Annotated in this window: 19 protein-coding genes and 1 tRNA gene; 18 read left to right on the plus strand and 2 right to left on the minus strand. The window is 54.2% G+C overall.

Translation table 11 applies throughout. From position 1 onward, the window contains the following. The first annotated feature begins 18 nt into the window (after window positions 1-18). The 14 genes from nuoK (at window position 19) to ACW81B_RS06730 (ending at window position 12,161) form a co-directional block, all read left to right on the plus strand. Window positions 19-321, plus strand: a complete 303-nt coding sequence (nuoK, locus tag ACW81B_RS06665) for an NADH-quinone oxidoreductase subunit NuoK (RefSeq protein ID WP_491579436.1) — start codon at window positions 19-21, stop codon at window positions 319-321. Between the two features lie 5 nt (window positions 322-326). Next, window positions 327-2,288, plus strand: coding sequence for an NADH-quinone oxidoreductase subunit L (gene nuoL, locus ACW81B_RS06670; RefSeq protein ID WP_491579437.1), 1,962 nt, complete (start codon window positions 327-329; stop codon window positions 2,286-2,288). A gap of 35 nt (window positions 2,289-2,323) precedes the next feature. Further along, window positions 2,324-3,838, plus strand: a complete 1,515-nt coding sequence (locus ACW81B_RS06675) for an NADH-quinone oxidoreductase subunit M (protein ID WP_491579438.1) — start codon at window positions 2,324-2,326, stop codon at window positions 3,836-3,838. 8 nt (window positions 3,839-3,846) lie between these two features. Further along, entirely contained in the window at window positions 3,847-5,280 is a 1,434-nt protein-coding gene (nuoN, locus tag ACW81B_RS06680; protein ID WP_491579439.1) for an NADH-quinone oxidoreductase subunit NuoN, read from the plus strand. 17 nt (window positions 5,281-5,297) lie between these two features. Continuing rightward, a complete protein-coding gene (locus ACW81B_RS06685) occupies window positions 5,298-5,657 on the plus strand; it encodes a DUF2818 family protein (protein WP_491579440.1) in 360 nt (119 codons plus the stop codon). 23 nt (window positions 5,658-5,680) lie between these two features. Continuing rightward, window positions 5,681-5,757, plus strand: a tRNA-Met gene (locus ACW81B_RS06690). A gap of 305 nt (window positions 5,758-6,062) precedes the next feature. Beyond that, entirely contained in the window at window positions 6,063-6,323 is a 261-nt protein-coding gene (locus ACW81B_RS06695; RefSeq protein WP_491579454.1) for a type IV toxin-antitoxin system AbiEi family antitoxin, read from the plus strand. 244 nt (window positions 6,324-6,567) lie between these two features. Further along, complete coding sequence (locus tag ACW81B_RS06700) at window positions 6,568-7,419, plus strand: adenylyl-sulfate reductase (RefSeq protein WP_491579441.1); 852 nt, start codon at window positions 6,568-6,570, stop codon at window positions 7,417-7,419. A 43-nt stretch (window positions 7,420-7,462) separates the two neighbouring features. Beyond that, complete coding sequence (gene aprB, locus ACW81B_RS06705; RefSeq protein WP_491579442.1) at window positions 7,463-7,945, plus strand: adenylyl-sulfate reductase subunit beta; 483 nt, start codon at window positions 7,463-7,465, stop codon at window positions 7,943-7,945. Beyond that, window positions 7,945-9,810 carry an adenylyl-sulfate reductase subunit alpha gene (gene aprA, locus ACW81B_RS06710; RefSeq protein ID WP_491579443.1) on the plus strand — a complete coding sequence of 622 codons (1,866 nt, stop codon included), beginning with the start codon at window positions 7,945-7,947 and terminating at the stop codon, window positions 9,808-9,810. Before aprB ends, aprA begins: the two co-directional genes overlap by 1 nt. A 156-nt stretch (window positions 9,811-9,966) precedes the next feature. Further along, window positions 9,967-10,317 carry a hypothetical protein gene (locus tag ACW81B_RS06715; RefSeq protein WP_491579444.1) on the plus strand — a complete coding sequence of 117 codons (351 nt, stop codon included), beginning with the start codon at window positions 9,967-9,969 and terminating at the stop codon, window positions 10,315-10,317. A gap of 32 nt (window positions 10,318-10,349) precedes the next feature. Beyond that, a complete protein-coding gene (locus tag ACW81B_RS06720) occupies window positions 10,350-10,859 on the plus strand; it encodes an FKBP-type peptidyl-prolyl cis-trans isomerase (protein ID WP_491579445.1) in 510 nt (169 codons plus the stop codon). Continuing rightward, window positions 10,856-11,878 (plus strand): hypothetical protein, encoded by a 1,023-nt coding sequence (locus ACW81B_RS06725; RefSeq protein WP_491579446.1) that lies wholly within the window; start codon window positions 10,856-10,858, stop codon window positions 11,876-11,878. The genes ACW81B_RS06720 and ACW81B_RS06725 overlap by 4 nt, the downstream gene beginning before the upstream one ends. A 121-nt stretch (window positions 11,879-11,999) precedes the next feature. Further along, the gene (locus ACW81B_RS06730) at window positions 12,000-12,161 is read left to right on the plus strand and encodes a hypothetical protein (RefSeq protein WP_491579447.1); all 162 of its coding nucleotides are present in this window, start codon (window positions 12,000-12,002) and stop codon (window positions 12,159-12,161) included. A 177-nt stretch (window positions 12,162-12,338) separates the two neighbouring features. On the opposite strand, the gene ACW81B_RS06735 is transcribed toward ACW81B_RS06730, so the two are convergent. Next, entirely contained in the window at window positions 12,339-12,755 is a 417-nt protein-coding gene (locus ACW81B_RS06735; RefSeq protein ID WP_491579448.1) for a DUF4279 domain-containing protein, read from the minus strand. A gap of 397 nt (window positions 12,756-13,152) precedes the next feature. On the opposite strand from ACW81B_RS06735, the gene ACW81B_RS06740 reads away from it, so the two are divergent. Genes ACW81B_RS06740 through ACW81B_RS06755 form a run of 4 tightly spaced genes read left to right on the plus strand, consistent with a single transcriptional unit; the run spans window position 13,153 to window position 19,832 of the window. Beyond that, window positions 13,153-14,607: a DUF3375 domain-containing protein gene (locus ACW81B_RS06740; RefSeq protein ID WP_491579449.1), complete on the plus strand. Its 1,455-nt coding sequence runs from the start codon at window positions 13,153-13,155 to the stop codon at window positions 14,605-14,607. After that, window positions 14,604-15,269 (plus strand): DUF4194 domain-containing protein, encoded by a 666-nt coding sequence (locus ACW81B_RS06745; RefSeq protein WP_491579450.1) that lies wholly within the window; start codon window positions 14,604-14,606, stop codon window positions 15,267-15,269. Before ACW81B_RS06740 ends, ACW81B_RS06745 begins: the two co-directional genes overlap by 4 nt. After that, window positions 15,262-18,636, plus strand: coding sequence for an ATP-binding protein (locus ACW81B_RS06750; RefSeq protein WP_491579451.1), 3,375 nt, complete (start codon window positions 15,262-15,264; stop codon window positions 18,634-18,636). The genes ACW81B_RS06745 and ACW81B_RS06750 overlap by 8 nt, the downstream gene beginning before the upstream one ends. Then, on the plus strand, window positions 18,633-19,832 hold the full coding sequence (locus ACW81B_RS06755; RefSeq protein WP_491579452.1) for a DUF3322 domain-containing protein: 1,200 nt from the start codon (window positions 18,633-18,635) through the stop codon (window positions 19,830-19,832). Before ACW81B_RS06750 ends, ACW81B_RS06755 begins: the two co-directional genes overlap by 4 nt. 109 nt (window positions 19,833-19,941) lie before the next feature. Here the strand turns inward: ACW81B_RS06755 and ACW81B_RS06760 are convergent, their stop codons facing one another. Then, complete coding sequence (locus tag ACW81B_RS06760; protein ID WP_491579453.1) at window positions 19,942-20,136, minus strand: hypothetical protein; 195 nt, start codon at window positions 20,134-20,136, stop codon at window positions 19,942-19,944. Window positions 20,137-20,338: the final 202 nt, after the last annotated feature.

The raw sequence follows: 20,338 nt of genomic DNA on the forward strand, positions 1-20,338 counted from the left end.
CGTTCAGAGACATAACTTATGGTGCTTTCCGACTTTCTGATCCTGGGTGCGGTGTTGTTCGGCCTGAGCGTGGCCGGTATTTTCATCAATCGTAAAAATGTCATCCTGTTGCTGATGTGCATTGAACTGATGTTGTTGGCAGTGAATACCAACTTTATTGCTTTCTCGCACTTCCTTGGCGATACCGCCGGACAGGTGTTCGTGTTCTTTATCCTGACCGTCGCCGCTGCCGAGGCTGCGATTGGCCTGGCGATACTGGTGGTGCTGTTCCGTAACCGCCAGACGATCAATGTCGACGATCTCGACAGCATGAAAGGATAACTGCCGTGGAGACGATTTATCTCGCCATTGTTCTTGCGCCACTGACCGGTTCCCTGCTGGCCGGGCTGTTTGGCAGGGTAATCGGACGCAGTGGCGCACACTGGGTCACGATCATTGGCGTGGCGACTTCATTTGTGTTGTCGGTTTTTGTGTTCAAGCACATTGTTATCGACGGGGGTGAAACATTTAACGGCACGGTCTACACCTGGATGGTGACCGACGGTATGCGCCTGGAGGTCGGTTTCCTGGTTGACCGCCTGACCACGTTGATGCTGCTGGTCGTCACATTTGTCTCCCTGATGGTGCACATCTATACCGTCGGCTACATGCACGATGACCCGGGTTACCAGCGCTTCTTCAGTTACATCGCACTGTTTACCTTCTCCATGTTGATGCTGGTCATGTCCAACAACTTCCTGCAGCTGTTCTTCGGCTGGGAAGCGGTGGGCCTGGTGTCTTACCTGTTGATCGGCTTCTGGTACAAGCGGCCCACGGCAATCTATGCCAACCTGAAGGCTTTCCTGGTCAACCGCGTGGGTGACTTTGGCTTCCTGCTGGGCATTGCCGCTATCGCCATGTACTTCAACACGCTGGACTATGCCGAGGTGTTTGCCGCCGCGCCGGGGATGGTGGACGCGCAAATCGAGATTTTCGAGGGCGTACCCTGGTCGGCGCTGACGGTAATCTGCATCCTGCTGTTCATTGGCGCCATGGGCAAGTCCGCGCAGGTGCCGTTGCACGTGTGGTTGCCGGATTCCATGGAAGGCCCGACACCGATCTCTGCATTGATTCATGCCGCAACCATGGTAACCGCCGGCATCTTTATGGTGGCGCGCATGTCGCCATTGTTTGAACTGTCAGAAACCGCCTTGAGTTTTGTACTCGTGATCGGCGCGATTACGGCCCTGTTTATGGGCCTGCTGGGCCTGGTACAGAACGATATTAAACGTGTTATCGCGTATTCAACGCTCTCTCAACTGGGTTACATGACCGTGGCATTGGGTGTGTCGGCCTACGCGGCCGGTATTTTCCACCTGATGACACATGCGTTCTTTAAAGCCTTGCTGTTCCTCGCGGCCGGTTCGGTGATTGTTGCCATGCACCATGAACAGGACATCCGCAAGATGGGCGGGCTGAAGAAATACCTGCCAATCACCTACTGGACCTCGTTGATTGGTTCGCTGGCTCTGATCGGTTTCCCGGGACTGGCGGGCTTCTTCTCCAAGGATACGATTATCGAGGCAGTGCACGCCTCGCACATCGCGGGCTCTGACTTTGCCTACGTGGCGGTGCTGTCCGGGGTGTTTATCACCGCGCTGTATACGTTCCGTTTGTTCTTCCTGACCTTCCATACGCAGGAACGTTTTGACAACCACACCCGCCAGCACCTGCATGAACCTCCATCGGTGATAACCATGCCGCTGATCCTGCTGGCAATCCCTTCCGTGGTGGCCGGTTACTGGATCGACCCGGTGGTATTCGGGGATTTCTTCGGCGATGCCATTTATGTGAGCCAGGCGCACGATGTGATAGGGCACCTGTCGGAAGAGTTCCATGGTGCTGCCGCGTTCATTGTCCACGGCCTGCAAGGCCCGGCATTCTGGTTGGCGATCAGTGGTCTGTTTACCGCCTGGTTTGTCTATATCAAGCACCCGGAGATTGCGGACAAGACGAAGAAAGCCTTGTTCCCTGTGTACCGCATACTGGAAAACAAATACGGCTTCGACCGTTTTAACGAAATTGTATTTGCCGGCGGTGCACGTGGTACGGGCTGGACGCTGTGGAAGCTGGGCGACGTACTGATTATCGATGGCCTGCTGGTCAATGGCAGCGCCAAAGTCGTGGGATGGTTGTCCGGCGTCGTGCGCCACATCCAGTCCGGTTATCTCTACCACTATGCGTTCAGCATGATTATCGGTCTGCTGCTGTTGCTGTGGTGGACCATCGGTTTTGTACCCAATGGTTAGGTCTGGCGGAAACCCGCCTGTGAAAGGAAAGATGGATGAGTGAGTTACCCCTGCTCAGTATCGTAGTCTGGCTGCCGATCCTCGGTGGCCTGGTGGTGCTCGCTGCCAGCGAATGCGAATGCCTGAACCCGCGACCGATTGCGCTTTCATTCGCGCTACTGACGTTCCTGTTGAGCCTGTTGCTGTATACCGGTTTTGACGTAAATACAGCCGCCATGCAGTTCGAGGAACGCATCTCCTGGGTGGAGACCTTCAATATCTGGTATCACCTCGGTGTGGACGGTATATCCATGCCACTGATTATTCTCACCACGTTTACTACGGTGCTGGTGGTGCTGGCGGGCTGGCAGGTCATCAAGAAGAAACCGGCCCAGTACCTGGCCGCGTTCCTGATCATGGAAGGGCTGATGAACGGCGTATTCGCCGCGCTCGACGCCATGCTGTTCTACGTGTTCTGGGAAGGTATGCTGATCCCGATGTTCCTGATCATCGGCATCTGGGGTGGCCCGCGCCGGGTGTACGCGACCATCAAGTTCTTCCTGTACACCTTCCTGGGTTCGGTATTCATGCTGGTGGCGTTGATCTACATGTATACGCAGTCGGGCAGTTTTGAAATCCTGGATTTCCATATCCTGAAGCTGGGCCTGACCGAGCAGATCCTGATTTTCTTCGCCTTCCTGCTGGCGTTTGCCGTCAAGGTGCCGATGTGGCCGGTACATACCTGGTTGCCCGATGCGCACGTCGAGGCGCCTACCGGTGGTTCGGTGATCCTGGCGGCTATCATGCTGAAGATCGGCGGTTACGGCTTCCTGCGGTTCAGTTTGCCGATTACGCCGGATGCGAGTAATCACCTCGACTGGCTGATTATTCTCATGTCACTGGTGGCGGTGGTGTATATCGGCTTTGTCGCGCTGGTGCAGCAGGACATGAAGAAGCTGATTGCCTATTCATCGATTGCGCACATGGGTTTCGCGACACTGGGTTTCTTCCTGATTTTCACCATCATGGACAATAACGCCGGCAGCAGCCAGGGGTCGATCATGGCGATAGAAGGCGGCATGGTGCAGATGGTGTCGCACGGTTTCATCTCGGCGGCCATGTTCCTGTGTGTTGGTGTACTGTACGACCGTATGCACAGCCGTGAAATTGCCGATTATGGCGGGGTGGCGAATACCATGCCGGTGTTTGCGGCGTTCATGATGCTGTTCTCCATGGCCAACGCCGGGTTACCGGGCACCTCCGGCTTCGTTGGTGAATTCATGGTGATCCTGGCCAGTTTCAAGGCCAGCTTCTGGATTGCATTCCTGGCGGCGACCACCCTGGTACTGGGCGCGGCCTATACGTTGTGGATGATGAAACGGGTTATGTTTGGTGAAGTGGCCAACGACAAGGTGGCGGCCCTGAAAGATATCAATGGCCGCGAGGCGCTGATACTCGGCAGCCTGGCGGTGATGGTGCTGTTCTTCGGATTATGGCCCGCCCCGCTGGTCGAGGTCATGGAAGTCAGTATTGAGAACCTCGTCGCGCATATCGCGATATCGAAGCTATAGGAACCGGCATGATCATACCCGCCAGTGAATTTGTGTTGATACTGCCCGAGATCTTCGTGCTGTCAATGGCTTGCATTATTCTGGTGCTGGACCTGTTTCTGAACGACAGCGAGCGCAATATCAGCTACTGGCTCACCCAGTTGACGCTGGTGTTTGCAGCAGTGATTACCCTGTCTGTCGGCGTGGATGAAAAACAGTTACTGTTCTTCGGCACCTATATTTCCGATCCCATGGGCACGGTGCTCAAGGTATTTATCTACCTGGTGACCGGTCTGGCGTTCCTGTATTCACGTCACTACCTGCGCGAGCGTGGCCTGTTCAAGGGTGAGTACTACGTGCTTGGGCTGTTCGGCATGCTCGGCATGATGGTGATGGTGTCGGCACACAGCCTGCTCACGATTTACCTCGGTCTGGAACTGTTGTCGCTGTCGCTCTATGCAATGGTAGCGTTCAACCGCGACTCCTATCCCTGTTCCGAAGCCGCCATGAAATATTTCGTGCTGGGCGCACTGGCGTCTGGCATGTTGCTCTATGGTATGTCCATTCTGTACGGTTTGACCGGAAGCCTGGATATCGGTCTGATCGCGGATACGCTCGGTCGGCAGGAGAGTACAGTGCCGCTGGTGTTTGCGACGGTGTTTATTGTCGTTGGACTGGCGTTCAAGCTGGGTGCCGTGCCGTTCCATATGTGGGTGCCGGATGTGTACCAGGGCGCGCCGACACCGGTAACACTGTATATCGGCAGCGCGCCCAAGATTGCTGCGTTTGCCATGATCATGCGCCTGCTCGCCGAGTCGGTTGGTTCCCTGCACGCCGAATGGCAGGGCATGCTGGTGGTACTGGCGGTGTTGTCACTGGCGATCGGTAACGTGGTCGCCATCGCGCAGACCAATCTCAAGCGCATGCTGGCCTATTCGACCATTTCCCATGTGGGGTTCCTGTTGCTGGGTATTCTGGCGGGTACCCCGGCAGGTTACTCGGCGGCCATGTTTTACATCATCACCTATGCGCTGATGGCAGCCGGGGCCTTCGGCATGATCATCCTGCTCAGTCGTGCCGGTTTTGAGGCTGACGAAGTCGATGACTTCAAGGGATTGAACCAGCGCAACCCCTGGTTTGCCCTGGTGATGCTGATCCTGATGTTCTCCATGGCCGGTGTGCCACCGACGGTGGGCTTCTACGCCAAGCTGTCTGTCCTGCAGGCGGTGATCGACCTCGACATGATCTGGCTGGCAGGTGTGGCGGTATTTTTCTCGGTGATCGGCGCGTATTACTATATTCGCCTCATCAAGATCATGTATTTTGACGATCCGGTTGACAACCTGCCGCTGGCACAGGATTTTGATCTGCGCTTCGGTCTCAGTGCCAACGGCGTGATCATCTTGCTGCTCGGCCTGTTTCCGGGTAGCCTGATGACGCTTTGCAGCCAGGTTATTCCCTGATACCCGCCTGAGAACCTATGACCAGCCAGTTCGCGATCACCCTGTTGCTCGTGCTTGCTGTGATCGCGGCCAACCTGCCGTGGATCAGCAATCGCATCCTGTTCGTCTGGACGCCCTCCGGCGATAAATCGCCCTGGGTGCGCCTTGCCGAATGGCTTCTGCTGTATTTCGTAGTGGGCGGACTGGCCATAGGGCTGGAGCAAAAGAGCATGGGTGAAATCCACACGCAGGACTGGGAATTCTATGCCATAACCTTCTGTCTGTTCCTGGTTTTTGCCCTGCCGGGCTTCGTTTATCGCCACGAACTGAGGCACCTGATCGAACGTGAGAAAAAACGTGCCGCAATCCCGCGTAAGTCCTTGCAGGATGGTCAATAACTCATTAGAATGCGCCCTCCTGATGCGGGGTGGAGCAGTCTGGTAGCTCGTCGGGCTCATAACCCGAAGGTCGTAGGTTCAAATCCTGCCCCCGCTACCAATATTAAAAGCTCAAGTGAGTCAATCACTTGGGCTTTTTTCGTTTCCAGGCCCGGTGCGAAAAGAAAGCAAGCAGTCCACTTGCTCTGTGTCGGGGTGGCAAAAATATTCATGTAATACGGCTGTACATTATTAGACGAGGGGTGGCGCAAAGCGGACATTTGAACACAAGGGCTTGATGGTCATCTATGCCTTTTTTGTCACCCTGAGCCGGTCAATGCGCCCTATCGTAAGATAGCCGGGCAGGCAGGTGTCGCGGTAGGCACGGTAGCCTGGGTACTCAAGGGTCTCAAGGCCGCTGACTTCATCCGTGATAGAGGCGGAAAACGGGGACGCCGCCTTGTCCGAACCCGCAAGCTGCTGGAGCGCTGGGTAGAAGCCTGGTCTGAGAAACTGAAACCGAAGCAACTGCTCGGCGCGTTCATCGCAGATAATCCTTACTGGTGGCAAAATATCGATATCCAGGCATACAGCGGTTATTGGGGTGGAGAAATTGCAGCAGTAAAATATACAAACTACCTCAAGCCAGAGGTGGCGAGGGTATTACCCCATTTTTTGCAGTGCTAATTTAGATTTGCATTGGGTATTTTGGCGCCAGTATTACGTTGGCGGTTTCGGGTTATAATTTTTTATGTCCGCCAGCAACAGGAAATTACCAGCATGTGATATCCTTAACCGTCCATGCCTCTTCATTGGGACTGCCTCATGCGGGCGTCTGGTCAGAGCGTGGAGTGGGGTGGGCATACCGTGGGTAGCTTGGTCCGCAACAATCGGGTAACAGTTTCGAGATAACAAATCTGAGGATAATTTAATGTTCACGAGCAATCCCTTTTCCGAGCTTTCGGCGTCTATACCAGCCATGGTAATGCAGGCCTATATAATTTTGATGGTCCTGATGGTCATAGGCGGGACTGTACTTGATATGATCCATAAGAAAAGTGCTCAGTACTTTTTCGAGAATGCGAAAAAAGCAAAAAAGAGCGCGAAACGGTCTGTTGGCACGGGTGAAAAGGCAGCAATTGCTGCTAAGGTGCTGGTTAATGAAGTGTTAACATCTGGTGAGTTCTGCAATGTAAAACGCAGACTTTCCCACCTTTTGACCATGTATGGCTTCATTATATTCGTCGTGACTACCGCCATTCTGATTTTTGGCTATGCAACACCAGACGCAGCTACACCTGCGATCCTGCCACAACTCTGGCATATCGGTGCGCTAATGCTGGCCGTCGGCGGTTACTGGTTCTGGTTCTTTATTCGAGTTGATGTGTCTGCAGAAGGCCTTCCCTGGTATCGCCTGGAACGTGCGGATTTATTTATTGTCTCGCTGCTCGCTACCGCGACGTTCGGATTAATCTGGTCCTTCACTCAGTCGCAGGGCATTTCCGGTTGGTCAACCCTTTTCTTCGTGTTGTTCATCATTTCAAGCACAACGCTTTTTGGCAGCGTGCTGTGGTCGAAGTTCGCCCATATGTTCTTTAAACCTGCCGCCGCTTTTCAAAAACGTGTAACCAGGGCCGATGGTTCAAGAGAGAATCTACCCGCTGATTACGATCTGACAGATCCTGCAGTACAAGCGAAATTCCCGGATATACCGGAATATTTGGGCAAGAAACCAGCTTACATGGGGCGTGGTATCAAGCGTGAGTCACCAAACCACTACTAACATCAATCTAATTACCGTTATTCAGGAATAGAGAGAATATCTTATGCCAACTTTTGTATATATGACTCGTTGTGATGGTTGTGGCGAGTGCGTTGATATCTGTCCATCTGACATTATGCACATCGATAAAACGCTTCGTCGTGCTTACAACATTGAACCTAATATGTGCTGGGAATGTTACTCCTGTGTAAAAGCCTGCCCACATCAGGCAATTGACGTACGTGGCTATGCTGACTTTGCGCCACTTGGACACAGTGTTCGAGTGCTCCGTGATGAAGAAAAAGGCACGATTGCGTGGCGCATCAAGTTCCGCAACGGAAAAAAAGACATGGAGCTGTTAGCACCTATCACGACCAAGCCCTGGGGCACAGCCATTCCTCAGCTTGCGAATGAAGCCGCACCAAGTAGCGAAATGCGTGACAGTGAGCTGTTGTTTAACGAGCCTAAGTATATCCGCCTGGATGAGGGTGGCTTACACACGCTTGAGTCAAATGGCCTGAAATTGAAAGAAGGGGTGTACTACTAATGGGCTACAAAACTATTATCGAAGACGATATCGACATCCTGGTTGTAGGTGCGGGCCTCGGTGGCACCGGCGCCGCATTTGAAGCAAGATATTGGGGCAAGGACAAAAAAATTGTCATTGCAGAAAAAGCAAACATCGATCGTTCTGGTGCAGTAGCCCAGGGTCTTTATGCTATCAACTGTTACATGGGTACACGCTGGGGTGAAAATAATCCAGAGGATCACGTCCGTTATGCGCGTATGGATCTGATGGGTATGGTTCGTGAGGATCTGGCCTTTGATATGGCGCGTCACGTTGACTCCACTGTTCACCAGTTTGAAGAGTGGGGCCTGCCGTTGATGAAAGATCCCAAGACGGGTCACTACATGCGTGAAGGGCGATGGCAGATCATGATTCATGGTGAATCATACAAGCCGATTGTTGCAGAAGCCGCGAAAAAATCAGCGGATAAAGTGTTCAATCGTATCTGCGTAACCCATCTGCTAATGGATGATGGCAAAGAGAACCGCGTCGCGGGTGCTGTTGGCTTCAACGTACGTACGGGTAATTACCACGTATTCAAGTCCAGGACCGTTATATGTGGTGCTGGTGGTGCTTCCAACATCTTCAAGCCACGGTCAGTCGGTGAAGGTGCCGGTCGTGTCTGGTACGCCCCATGGTCTTCGGGTTCTGCGTATGGTCTGATGATCGAAGCAGGCGCGAAGATGACACAGATGGAAAACCGTATCGTACTGGCTCGATTCAAAGATGGTTACGGACCTGTTGGCGCGTACTTCCTGCACCTGAAGACGTATACACAAAACGGCCTGGGTGAAGAGTATGAATCCAAGTGGTTCCCGGCTCTGACAGAAATGGTCGGTAAAGAATATCTGGATACGGAAGGCCAGCATTTATCCCATAAACCAATACCGACCTGTTTACGTAACCATGCGTTCATCTCTGAGGTTAATGCCGGTCGCGGCCCTATCCACATGGTCACTATGGAAGCCTTCCAGGATCCGCATCTTGAGGAGATCGGCTGGCATAACTTCCTGGGTATGACCGTTGGTCAGGCGGTACTTTGGGCGGCAACAGACGTTGACCCTAAATACGAAAACCCTGAATTAACCACCTCTGAGCCCTACGTCATGGGTTCACATGCAACGGGGTGTGGTGCATGGTGCTCAGGTCCGGAAGATGTTTCTCCTCCGGAGTACTACTGGGGCTACAACCGTATGACCACAGTTGAAGGCCTGTTTGGTGCGGGTGATGCGGTGGGTGGTACACCGCACGCATTCTCTTCAGGCTCTTTCACGGAAGGTCGTCTGGCTGCTAAAGCTGCCTGTAAATATATTGATGATGGCAAAGCTGAAGGTATTCGAGTTTCAGAAAAGCAGATTGAAGACCTTAAAGCCAGGATTTACAAACCATTAGAAACTTATAAAGTTTATAGCAACGAAGTGGTCGCCGGTTCAGTTAATCCAAACTTCATCAACCCAAGACAGGGTCTGGATCGTTTGCAGAAACTGATGGATGAGTATTGTGGTGGGTTTGGTGTCAACTATATGACTAACGAGAAACTGCTCCAGATCGGTCTCAAGAAGATCAAACTGCTTGAGGAAGACATGGAGAAGATTGCGGCAGAAGACATACACGAGCTGTTGCGTGCATGGGAATTACATCACCGTGTGCGTACTTCTGAAAGTGTGTTACAGCATACTTTGTTCCGTAAGGAAACGCGTTGGCCTGGTTACTACTACCGTGGCGATGCGATGAAGCTGGATGATAAAAACTGGCACGTACTGACAGTTTCTCATCGTGATCGCAAAACGGGTGAATACACTATGGAAAAAGCCCCCCTTTATCACCTGGTAGGTGACGAGTAGGGTGCGCTGAGTAAAAATCAGGAATATTTTTTACTTACTTTAAAAAGGCCAGCAGATCGTCTGCTGGCCTTTTCCCCCATAGTTCAGAGTATCCGGACTTTCCATGATCGATAGTCCTGTGAAACTGATATATGTTTTAAATGAACAGTGGAATAGATGAATATTGTTGATAAAACTGATGAAGAGATATTAGCGCTGGCGAACCCAATGTGGGCCGATCTTGTTAAATACTCGAATGAACAGAACTACGGTGCTTTTACCCGAAATTTCGCAGCAGCCATGCTGATGGGTGCAAATGAAATCGAGATGGGCAAACAGTTTGCAAGAAGTGAACTGACAAAGAACCTGTCAGAAAATTACGACTATCTTGGCATCATTCGCCGTGGTGAATATGTAACAGTTTTATATAGACAGCGACACACCAGGAAAGAGGGTGAATGGCTGGGCAGACTGGTGCTGGGTTATGAAAAGGACAAGGTGAAAATCTTTGGTGCTACGCTGTTCTAGGGCGGCTTTATCGATAACGGGCTTTGCTGGTCATGTCAGATACAATACAAAACGAAAAATTCGTTGAACTGAATTATAAGGTCATCGATGAAAAAACCGGTGACGTACTTGTTACTGTTGATTTTCCTCTGGGTTATGTTCACGGTGTGAATGATGTTCTGTCTGAACAGGTGACAAAACAACTGGATGGTAAAAAAGTCGGTGATATCATCGAGGTGCCCGTTGATACCAAACTGCTATACGGTGAGAGAGACGAATCACTTGTATTTACCGACCGCATCGAAAATGTTCCTGAGGAGTATCGAGAGATCGGTTTGACCATCACCATGGAAAACGAAAAGGGTGAGCCCAGAAATTTTATCGTCACCCGTTTCGATGATAAAACATTAACCGTAGATGGAAATAATCCACTGTGCGGTAGAGACGTTATTTTCACGTTGGAAGTGTTGAGTATACGTGAAGCTACCGAGGAAGAAATCGATCATGGCGGCGCTGTTGACGCCGACCCGGACATAAATGAAATTCTCAGCCGGGCAAAATGAAATTCTCAAATACTTACATATTTTACCCGGTCAATCAGGCTCTGGAGCTTGCAATAGCAAAATCTATAGACCTGCTTGGTGAAGAGATGGCCGAAGTTGCTACTCCGGATACCAGGGTGACCACAGCTGATAATTTTCTTTATACACGGGGGAATTATGAACAGAATCGTTTCAGTACCAATGTTCTTGACAGTGCGCGTGAAGCTCTTGAGGCAACACTGACAGATGAATATCGTGAACAGGAGCCGTTAGCCTGGGCCGAGTTTCAGAATAGTCTTGGAAATGTTCTTGCGGCACAGGGGCAACAGCTGAGAGATGTTGAATTGTATGAAAAGGCCATTCAGTGTTTTAACAATGCGCTGGAAGAGTTTAACCGGGAAACGTCACTCATCGACTGGGCGGCAACACAAAATAACCTGGGAACCGCAAAGCAGGCTTTGGGCCGGCAACTGGATAACTCGAAGTTGTTGAAAGGGTCTGTTGATGCTTATACTGATGCGTTATTGGTATGGTCCCGAAAAGAGACGCCTGAAGAATGGGCATCAACCATGCATCAACTTGGTGCTACTTTCCATACCTATGGCAGACTTTTAAAAGGTAATCGAACTTTTCAAAAGTCCGTCGTCGCCTATAAAAATGCAATCGCAGAGTTTGACGCTGATAATAACGCTTTCGAGTTAGCTGCTACGCACAATAATTGTGGTGCAGTTCTGCATAATCTGGCTGAATCAGAAGAAAACCCGGATCGCCTGGAAGAGGCAATAAGATCATATGAGACGGCATTGACAGTTTGTATGGAGCAGCAACTCCCCATTCACCTGGCAGTACTCTGCAGGATAAACAGGTCTACTGCACGAAGCGTGCTGGCTGGGTTAACAAATGATGCTTCTCTTGCCGATGAAGCGGCTGATGAATTTGAATTGATTATCGAATGTTTTCCGCATGCCCTTCAACCACTTTGTTTGAAGCATTGCGAGGAGCAAATTAGTAAGGCAAAGTGCTCCAGTACTTGCGATTAACTCTGGCAGTTGAATCAGGAAGTAGTAGAGCGCTGGACTTTGTTATTTACGTCAGTTAACCGGGAGAGGCTGACATACCTGTTTATATCCCTCCCACTTCAACCATTCAGGAGTTAAAACCATGAGCGATGCACCAAAAACCAGACCCAAGGTTCCGGAGGGCAAGTCACGTTTTCTGACAACCACTCAGATGGAGGCTAATGAAAAAGGTTACGTTGGCTATAAAACCACCTGGGAAGCTTTCCATAAAGAAGTACCATACAAAACCCCCAAAAAGCCCTGAGACAATCAGCCGCGCGTACCTGCGAGCTCGCGCGGCCACCAGGTCTGGGCAGACACATGCTAATTTAGGGAGAGTCTGATTGATTCGTCATCCCGGCGCAGGCCGGGATCCAGGGTGTTGAATTTTCCGGATTCCGGCCTGCGCCGGAATGACGATTTCGAATTAATCAGAGCTTCCTTAAATACGTTCGGAAAGCTGGTAATCGACATTAATAAAAGCGCCAATATCTGCCAGAAAACGAATCGTTCTGGCGCCGAAACCAACATCGGGTACTGTTTCGTTTTTATTGACTGACAAAACCAGGACCACGCCAATCCGGGGAGATAAATTATGGCTTTTTATCACTTCAAGGATCTTTTCCTTGACCGGTTCAATTTGCTTGATAAGTTCGTTTGTTAAATCATAAACGTCCACATCATCAGTAATCGTTTCCGTAGATAATTCCCACGAACTAATCACCGGTTTGTCCAATCCACTGTTTGCACCGGAAGCATCGACCGCAGTGGGTTCTATGCCAAGCAGGCGAGTGATGTCATCGGGATTAAAATGATAGCCACTTAGTGCGAAGTAGGCCCTTCCTTCATTAGAAGCCAAGATAGTACCCTAACCAATTGATTGCAGATATGATGAGTGATTATAGCTCATAGTTTTGGTGTACGCCCGCCCGGGATCATACTTGTCACTCAGTATGTAGCTGTATCTGGCCAGGGTGCCATCGAAGCTGAAGTTGTAATTGCGTGGTTGTTGTAAAGTTGAGTGTTTGAAGCGGTAACAGTCGTTACCGGTCTGGCAGTTGTCCTGCTTCGTCTTGATCAAGTTATCGGATTCCGATAACTTGATACTCCATGATTGAATTATTCGGGAATCGTCTGGCGGAAGATCTTTTCTATGACAGGCGTTCCCGTGCAACCCGAGGGTTAATTCGAGTGGATCTGCGAGGAAGAAAGCAGGCCCCTGCTACCATAAAGCGGGTAAGAGCAGCAGACTGACCATGAGTCTGGATTTCAACACGCTCGATTTGCTGCGCCAGAATCATCCGGCGTGGCGGCTCCTGAGTTCGCCCCATGCGCCACTGGTCGCGAGTTTTCTGCATCGGGTTTTCATCAAGCCCAATGAGCGGGTGATTGCCCAGGCCGACCTGGTGGAGAAACTGGAAGATGATCTGTTCGCGTTGCGTGAGCGTCTGGGTGCCGAGGCCTTCCCCAAAGCGGCGCTGGGTTACCTCAACGACTGGGCCGGCAACGACAAGGGCTGGCTGCGCAAGTTCTACCGTCAGGATTCGGACGAACCGTATTTTGATTTGACGCCGGCCACTGAAAAGGCCATTGCCTGGCTGGGCACCTTGACCGAACGCGCCTTTGTCGGTACCGAGTCGCGGCTGTTGACGCTGTTTGAATTACTGAAGCAAATCAATGCCGGCAGCGAGGTCGACCCGGAGGCGCGCGTCATTGAACTGCTGAAGCGCCGTGACGAGATCGATGCCGAGATTTGCGCTGTACGCGACGGTCATATGCCGCTACTGGACGACGCCGCACTGAAGGACCGCTTTCAGCAGTTCATGGCGATTTCGCGTGAACTGCTGTCCGACTTTCGCGAAGTGGAGCATAATTTTCGGGTACTGGATCGAGGAGTGCGTGAACGCATTGCACTGTGGGAAGGAGGCAAGGGCGAGTTACTGGAGGATATTATGGGCGAGCGCGACGCCATTGCCGGTTCCGACCAGGGACGCAGCTTTCGCGCTTTCTGGGATTTCCTGATGTCCAGTGAGCGACAGGAAGCATTCAGCGAGTTGCTGGAACGGGCGTTGGCGCTGCCGGCGGTAGCCGAACTCAAGCCGGATGCCCGCACCCGGCGGGCGCATTATGACTGGCTCGAGGCCGGCGAGCATACCCAGCGGACGGTGGCGCAACTCTCGCAACAGCTGAGACGCTTTCTCGATGACCAGGCCTGGCTGGAGAACCGTCGCATCATGGATATCCTGCGCGGCATAGAGAGTAAGGCGCTGGGTGTACGGGCGACGCCACCGAGTGGCGAGTTTACCGGGATTGCCGCGATCGGCGCGGACATCGTATTGCCGATGGAACGGCCGTTGTACACGCCGGCCCTGAAGTCGCGCATTGTCGATCGCGTGCTGGAAGCCGGTGAGGTGGACATGGATGCCGCCGCGCTGTTTTCACAGGTGGTCGTTGACAAGGCGGAATTATCGGGGCATATCCGCCGTGCCCTGCAAGGTGCCCCGCAGGTGACACTGCGTGAACTGTGTGAGCGATGGCCGTTACAACACGGCCTGGCCGAACTGGTGGCCTATCTGGAGCTGGCGTGTGGGGGCTTCGAGAGTACGATAGACGAAGCCGTAGAGGATATCATCGTGTGGGGGGGTGAGGATCGTGAGGGAGCGGAACAGACCAGACAGGTACGGCTTCCACGAGTGATATTTGTTCGATGACTGAGGAACAGCAATACGAGACGGCGGCTGTGACGCCGGACCTGTCGTCACTGGTCATTCCCTTGCTCAAGGGTGTGATCTATCGTGACGAACCCGGCGCGCGTAACAACGCCGGCCTGTGGGGCGATTTGCTCGACCTCCAGGCCCGGGTGCGCGACTACGTAGCGGTATTGGGGTTGGAACTGGTGCTGGACGAGGCCGAAGGCTATGCCTTCCTGCGCGCGCGCAATCGCGAGGATGACGAGACCGCGACAAAGTTGCCACGCCTGGTGGCCCGCCGGCCGCTGTCGTTCCCGGTCAGCCTGTTGCTGGCCCTGTTGCGCAAGAAACTGGCCGAATTCGACGCCGGTAGTGGCCAGGACGTGGAGGGGGTCAGGCTGGTGTTGCCGCGTGACGATATCGTCGAGCTGATACGCGTATTCCTGCCCGAGGCCAGTAACGAGGCGCGCCTGATGGATCGGGTGGATACCTATATCAACAAGGTTGTCGAACTGGGTTTTCTGCGTCGGATGAAACCGGTGGCGGGACAGCCGACGACGTTCGAGGTGCGCCGCATCCTGAAGGCCTTCGTCGATGCGCAGTGGCTGGCCGACCTGGACGCACGGCTGGCGGCTTATAAAGCGCAACTCGAAGCGATGGATGAGGGGGAAGGCGATGCCTGAAACACCGTCAACGCTCGGTCTGGATTTCGTGGCTGACGATACCCTGGTGGGGTTTCGCCTGCAGCGTCTGGAGGTCTATAACTGGGGTACCTTCGATGGCCGTGTGTGGACGCTGCAGGCCGACGGTAAAAATGCACTGCTGACCGGTGATATCGGTTCGGGCAAATCGACCCTGGTCGATGCCGTCACGACCTTGCTGGTGCCCGCGCATCGGGTGGCATACAACAAGGCCGCCGGCGCGGAAAGCAAAGAACGTACGCTCAAATCCTATGTGCGCGGGTATTACAAGACGGAGCGCAATGAAAGCAGTGCCGCCGCAAAACCCGTGGCCCTGCGTGACCACAACAGCTATTCCGTGATTCTTGGCGTGTTTCACAATGCCGGCTATGACCAGACGGTGACGCTGGCGCAGGTATTCTGGATCAAGGATGCGCAGGGGCAACCGGCACGTTTCTATGTCAGCGCCGAGCGGGATCTTTCCATCGCGAGCGATTTTGCCGACTTCGGGTCCGAAATTGCCGCGTTGCGCAAGCGTTTGCGTGGTGGCGGTGTCGACGTGTTCGACAGTTTCCCACCCTATGGCGCCTGGTTCCGGCGGCGTTTCGGTATCGACAACGACCAGGCGATGGAACTGTTCCACCAGACCGTGTCCATGAAGTCCGTAGGCAACCTGACCGAGTTCGTACGCCACCATATGCTCGAACCCTTCGACGTGGTGCCGCGCATTACCGCTTTGATTGCGCATTTTGATGACCTCAACCGCGCCCATGAAGCGGTTCTCAAAGCCAAACGGCAGATTGCATTATTGACGCCGCTGGTGGCCGATTGTGACCGTCACAGGGAACTGGCCCGTGCCAACGAGGCGTTACGCGCTTGCCGCGAGGCTTTGCGGCCGTATTTTGCCGGACTCAAGCTCGAACTGCTGGACAAGCGGATCGCCTTGCTGGATGAGGAGTGGGCGCAGCGGAATACGCGGGTTCTTGCGCTGACCGAACAGCGTGACGCACAACGCGCGGAGGCGGCTGAACTCAGACAAAGCATCGCCGCCAACGGCGGTGATCGGCTGGAACGTCTTGCGGAAGCGATTCGCGTCAAGGGCAGAGCGCGCGATGCGAGAAAGAAAAAGGCGGAACGTTACGCGGAGCTGGTGCGTCTCGTCGGTGATCAACCGGGAGAGGACGAGGCCGCATTTCAGGCACAGCACAAGGTGTTCGCACGACAGTTGGAATTAACCGCTACACAAGAGGCGGAGCTGCAGAACGCGTTAACCGAACAGACGGTTGAATTGCACCAGGGCAAACAACAGCACGATCGGCTCAGCGATGAAATTGACAGTCTGAAGGCCAGGCGCAGCAATATCCCCGCCGAACAGATCCGCATGCGTGCCGCGCTGTGCCAGGCGCTGGATTTATCCGTGGACGAGATGCCGTTTGCCGGTGAGCTGGTGCAGGTGCGCGAGGACGAGCAGGACTGGGAGGGCGCCGCCGAGCGGCTGTTGCGCAACTTCGGTCTGTCATTGCTGGTACCGGATGCCCATTACTCCCGGGTCTCGGACTGGGTGGATCGCACCCATCTGCGCGGTCGCCTGGTCTACTTCCGGGTGCGCGCATCGGCTGCTGGCGAACTGCCGGCACTGCACCCGGACTCGCTGGTGCGCAAGCTTGCCATCAAGCCTGATTCGCCCTTTTACGATTGGCTGGAGCGCGAACTGGCGCACCGTTTCGATGTCGCCTGTTGCACGACCGGCGAGCAGTTCCGGCGTGAAACCCGGGCCATTACCCGTGCGGGCCAGGTCAAGTCGCCCGGCGGTCGCCACGAAAAAGATGACCGGCACCGCATCGATGACCGCCGCCGTTATGTGCTGGGCTGGAGCAACGCCGGAAAGATCGCCGCACTGGAGGCTGAGCAACAGCAGTTGGGCGTGCGCCTGGGCGAAGTCGGTGCCCGCATTGCCGGGCTGCAGGCCGAACAGGATGCGCTCAAGCAACAACGTGGCGTGCTGGACAAGCTCGATGAATACCGTGACTTCCAGGAACTGGACTGGCGTTCGCTGGCTACCGAGATTGCCCGCCTTGAAGAGGACAAGCGGCGGCTGGAAGGCGCCTCGGATCGGCTTCGACAACTGACCGCTCAGCTGAGCGAAGTGGAAACGGGGCTGGCGGTGACTGAGACCGAACTTGAAAAGAAGCAGGACGAGCGCGCCAGAACCGAACAGAAACAGGAGGATGCCAGAGCCCTGCGGACACAGATTCAGGCGTTGCTGGATGAACCCGCCGCTTCCCACGCCGCACACTTCACCACGCTGGATGAACTGCGTAGCGATGCGCTGGGTGAGCATCATCTGAGTGTCGAGTCATGCGACAACCGGGAGCGTGAGATGCGTGAATGGTTGCAGGCGCGCATCGACGCAGAAGACAAGCGCATCAAGACCCTGGGTGAGAAGATTGTGCGCAGGATGACGGAATACAAGGAAGCCTACCGGCTGGAAACAGCGGAGGTGGATGCCAGTATCGAAGCGGCTTTCGAATACCGCGCCATGCTGGCGGCGCTGGCAGCCGACGATCTGCCGCGTTTCGAAGCGCGCTTCAAGGAACTGCTCAATGAAAACACCATCCGCGAAGTGGCCAACTTCCAGTCGCAACTGGCCCGCGAACGCGAGCAGATCAGGGAACGTATTACCCGCATCAATGAGTCGCTGGCCCAGATTGACTACAACCCCGGACGTTATATCCGGCTCGAGGCGCTGCCCAGTCCGGATGTCGAGATCCGTGACTTCCAGAACGAGTTGCGCGCCTGTACCGAGGGCACGCTGACCGGCTCCGGGGATGCTCAGTATTCGGAGGCCAAATTTCTGCAGGTCAGACGCATTATCGAGCGTTTTCGGGGGCGCGAAGGACAAACCGATCTGGATCGCCGCTGGACAGCCAAGGTGACCGACGTGCGCAACGGCTTTATGTTCGCCGCCAGCGAGCGTTGGCGTGAGGACGACAGCGAGCACGAGCACTATTCCGATTCGGGCGGAAAATCCGGTGGCCAGAAGGAGAAGCTGGCCTACACGATTCTGGCCGCCAGTCTGGCCTACCAGTTCGGCCTGGAATGGGGTGAAGTGCGCTCGCGATCCTTTCGCTTCGTGGTCATCGACGAGGCCTTCGGGCGTGGTTCGGATGAGTCGGCGCACTACGGCCTGCGGCTGTTCGCGCAGCTCAATCTGCAGTTGTTGATCGTCACGCCATTGCAGAAGATTCACATTATCGAGCCCTTCGTTAACAGCGTCGGCTTTGTCCATAACGAGGACGGACGTGTTTCCAGGCTACGCAACCTCTCCATTGAAGAATACCAGGAGGAGAAGGCGAGGGCGGCGCCGTGAACTGGACGGACGCCCGTGATCTTCGTGCGCAACTGCAACGCTGTTGGGATCGTGGTGAACTGTTGACCGGGATCGTTTCTGACACATCATTCTTTCCCCGGCGACTAACGCTCAAAGGACCGACCTCGGCGCAAATGTCAGAACATTTCGACAAGGTGCGCGCCTGGATCGCTGAATTGAGTGCACTGCCGTACTACCGGATCGAGATGCGTGCGTTGCGCCACCGGGTACTGGGCGCAAACGAGGTGCCCGGGGTGGTTTGGGTGGATACACTCGACGACGCACTGGACGTGCTGGGCAAGCGCCGCGAGGCCAGGCGCTTTGCCGCCGTGGTCGAGCGCACCCGGGAACGTCAGCCTCTGTTGCTCGAATGGATCATCCGCAAACCCCTCAAGGTGCTGGAGCTGGCGGAGGTCTGGGACCGTTTGCTGGATGTCGTCGACTGGGTCAGGCAGCATCCGCGCCCGGGTATTTATCTGCGCCAGGTGGATATCGCAGGCGTGGACAGCAAATTCATCGAGGCACACCGGGGTGTTCTGATCCAGTGGCTGGACAGGGTCTTGCCGCCCGGGGCTGTTGATACCAGGGCTCGCGGCGTGTCGGGTTTTGCCAGGCGTTACGGATTTCGTGAAAAGCCCCGGCATATCCGCCTGCGTGCGCTCGATCCCGCACATGCGCTGTTGCCAGGGGGCGGGGATGCGGATATTGCTCTGGACGCTGCAAGCTTCGCCCACCTGGCGCCAAGGGTCTCCCGCGTTTTCATCACCGAAAACGAGATCAATTTTCTGGCTTTTCCGCAGGTGCCGGACAGCCTGCTGATCTTCGGTGCCGGTTATGGATTCGAAGCCCTGGGGCAAGCCGCCTGGCTGAAGCGTTGTCAGGTATTTTACTGGGGTGATATCGATACCCACGGTTTTGCCATCCTCGATCAACTGCGCACCAGCCTTCCACAGGCGCGTTCCTTGCTGATGGACCGTGCCACCCTGCTGGCCTTCGAGGCCCAGTGGGGCGTGGAAGATAAACAGACGCTACGTGACTTGCCCCGTCTGAATGTGGAGGAATGCGCGTTGTACAACGATCTGAGAGACAACCGCCTGAGCCCGAATCTGCGCCTGGAGCAGGAGCGCATCGGCTTTGGCTGGGTCGAGGCCGCGCTGGCTGCACTGGGAGCGGGAGATAAGGCCGACACCGCTTAGGGCATCTTCTCTGGCTACCGTGCGGGACGTTTTTCATTATACGAGAACCGCGAGTAACGATTCTTCATAGGCAGTCGGATAGCTGTCCTGTGTGGCCCGGTTATGGCAATCACGGCTTGCCAAAAATCTTTTGCGCCATAATCAGGCCTGGGCAAATCCCCACAGCCGCGGCGAACAAAAAGAATGTGGGGACGGCGTACAGAAACCAGTGCACCTTGTCGAAACCGGTCAACCAGATACCGATCAGAACGATGGTGGCCGCATTGAAAAAGAAAAACCGCATCGCTTTGCTTGCTTTTGTCATGTTGGAGTCTCCCGCTCAGACGCATGATCAGGGGTGAAAGCGTCGTAATGCACTTGCACCAGAACGCGGGAAATTGTAGAAATGTCTTCCTGTGATAACAATACTCAATATTGATACATCTTTGTTATCAGTTCTGTAACCAATTGGCGGCGCCTTATGGACAGTCTCAAACGCATGGTCATCTTCACTCACGTTGCCGAGG

It is taken from the genome of Thiogranum sp. (assembly GCF_058323355.1).

Bases quoted from the DNA above. Each gene is read 5' to 3' on its own strand.
- nuoK (WP_491579436.1), top strand. From the start codon at position 19: ATGGTGCTTTCCGACTTTCTGATCCTGGGTGCGGTGTTGTTCGGCCTG.
- aprA (WP_491579443.1), top strand. From the start codon at position 7,945: ATGGGCTACAAAACTATTATCGAAGACGATATCGACATCCTGGTTGTA.
- ACW81B_RS06745 (WP_491579450.1), top strand. From the start codon at position 14,604: ATGACTGAGGAACAGCAATACGAGACGGCGGCTGTGACGCCGGACCTG.
- ACW81B_RS06730 (WP_491579447.1), top strand. From the start codon at position 12,000: ATGAGCGATGCACCAAAAACCAGACCCAAGGTTCCGGAGGGCAAGTCA.
- ACW81B_RS06685 (WP_491579440.1), top strand. From the start codon at position 5,298: ATGACCAGCCAGTTCGCGATCACCCTGTTGCTCGTGCTTGCTGTGATC.
- aprB (WP_491579442.1), top strand. From the start codon at position 7,463: ATGCCAACTTTTGTATATATGACTCGTTGTGATGGTTGTGGCGAGTGC.
- ACW81B_RS06720 (WP_491579445.1), top strand. From the start codon at position 10,350: ATGTCAGATACAATACAAAACGAAAAATTCGTTGAACTGAATTATAAG.
- ACW81B_RS06760 (WP_491579453.1), bottom strand. From the start codon at position 20,136: ATGACAAAAGCAAGCAAAGCGATGCGGTTTTTCTTTTTCAATGCGGCC.
- ACW81B_RS06700 (WP_491579441.1), top strand. From the start codon at position 6,568: ATGTTCACGAGCAATCCCTTTTCCGAGCTTTCGGCGTCTATACCAGCC.
- ACW81B_RS06740 (WP_491579449.1), top strand. From the start codon at position 13,153: ATGAGTCTGGATTTCAACACGCTCGATTTGCTGCGCCAGAATCATCCG.
- ACW81B_RS06715 (WP_491579444.1), top strand. From the start codon at position 9,967: ATGAATATTGTTGATAAAACTGATGAAGAGATATTAGCGCTGGCGAAC.
- ACW81B_RS06725 (WP_491579446.1), top strand. From the start codon at position 10,856: ATGAAATTCTCAAATACTTACATATTTTACCCGGTCAATCAGGCTCTG.
- ACW81B_RS06675 (WP_491579438.1), top strand. From the start codon at position 2,324: ATGAGTGAGTTACCCCTGCTCAGTATCGTAGTCTGGCTGCCGATCCTC.
- nuoN (WP_491579439.1), top strand. From the start codon at position 3,847: ATGATCATACCCGCCAGTGAATTTGTGTTGATACTGCCCGAGATCTTC.
- ACW81B_RS06750 (WP_491579451.1), top strand. From the start codon at position 15,262: ATGCCTGAAACACCGTCAACGCTCGGTCTGGATTTCGTGGCTGACGAT.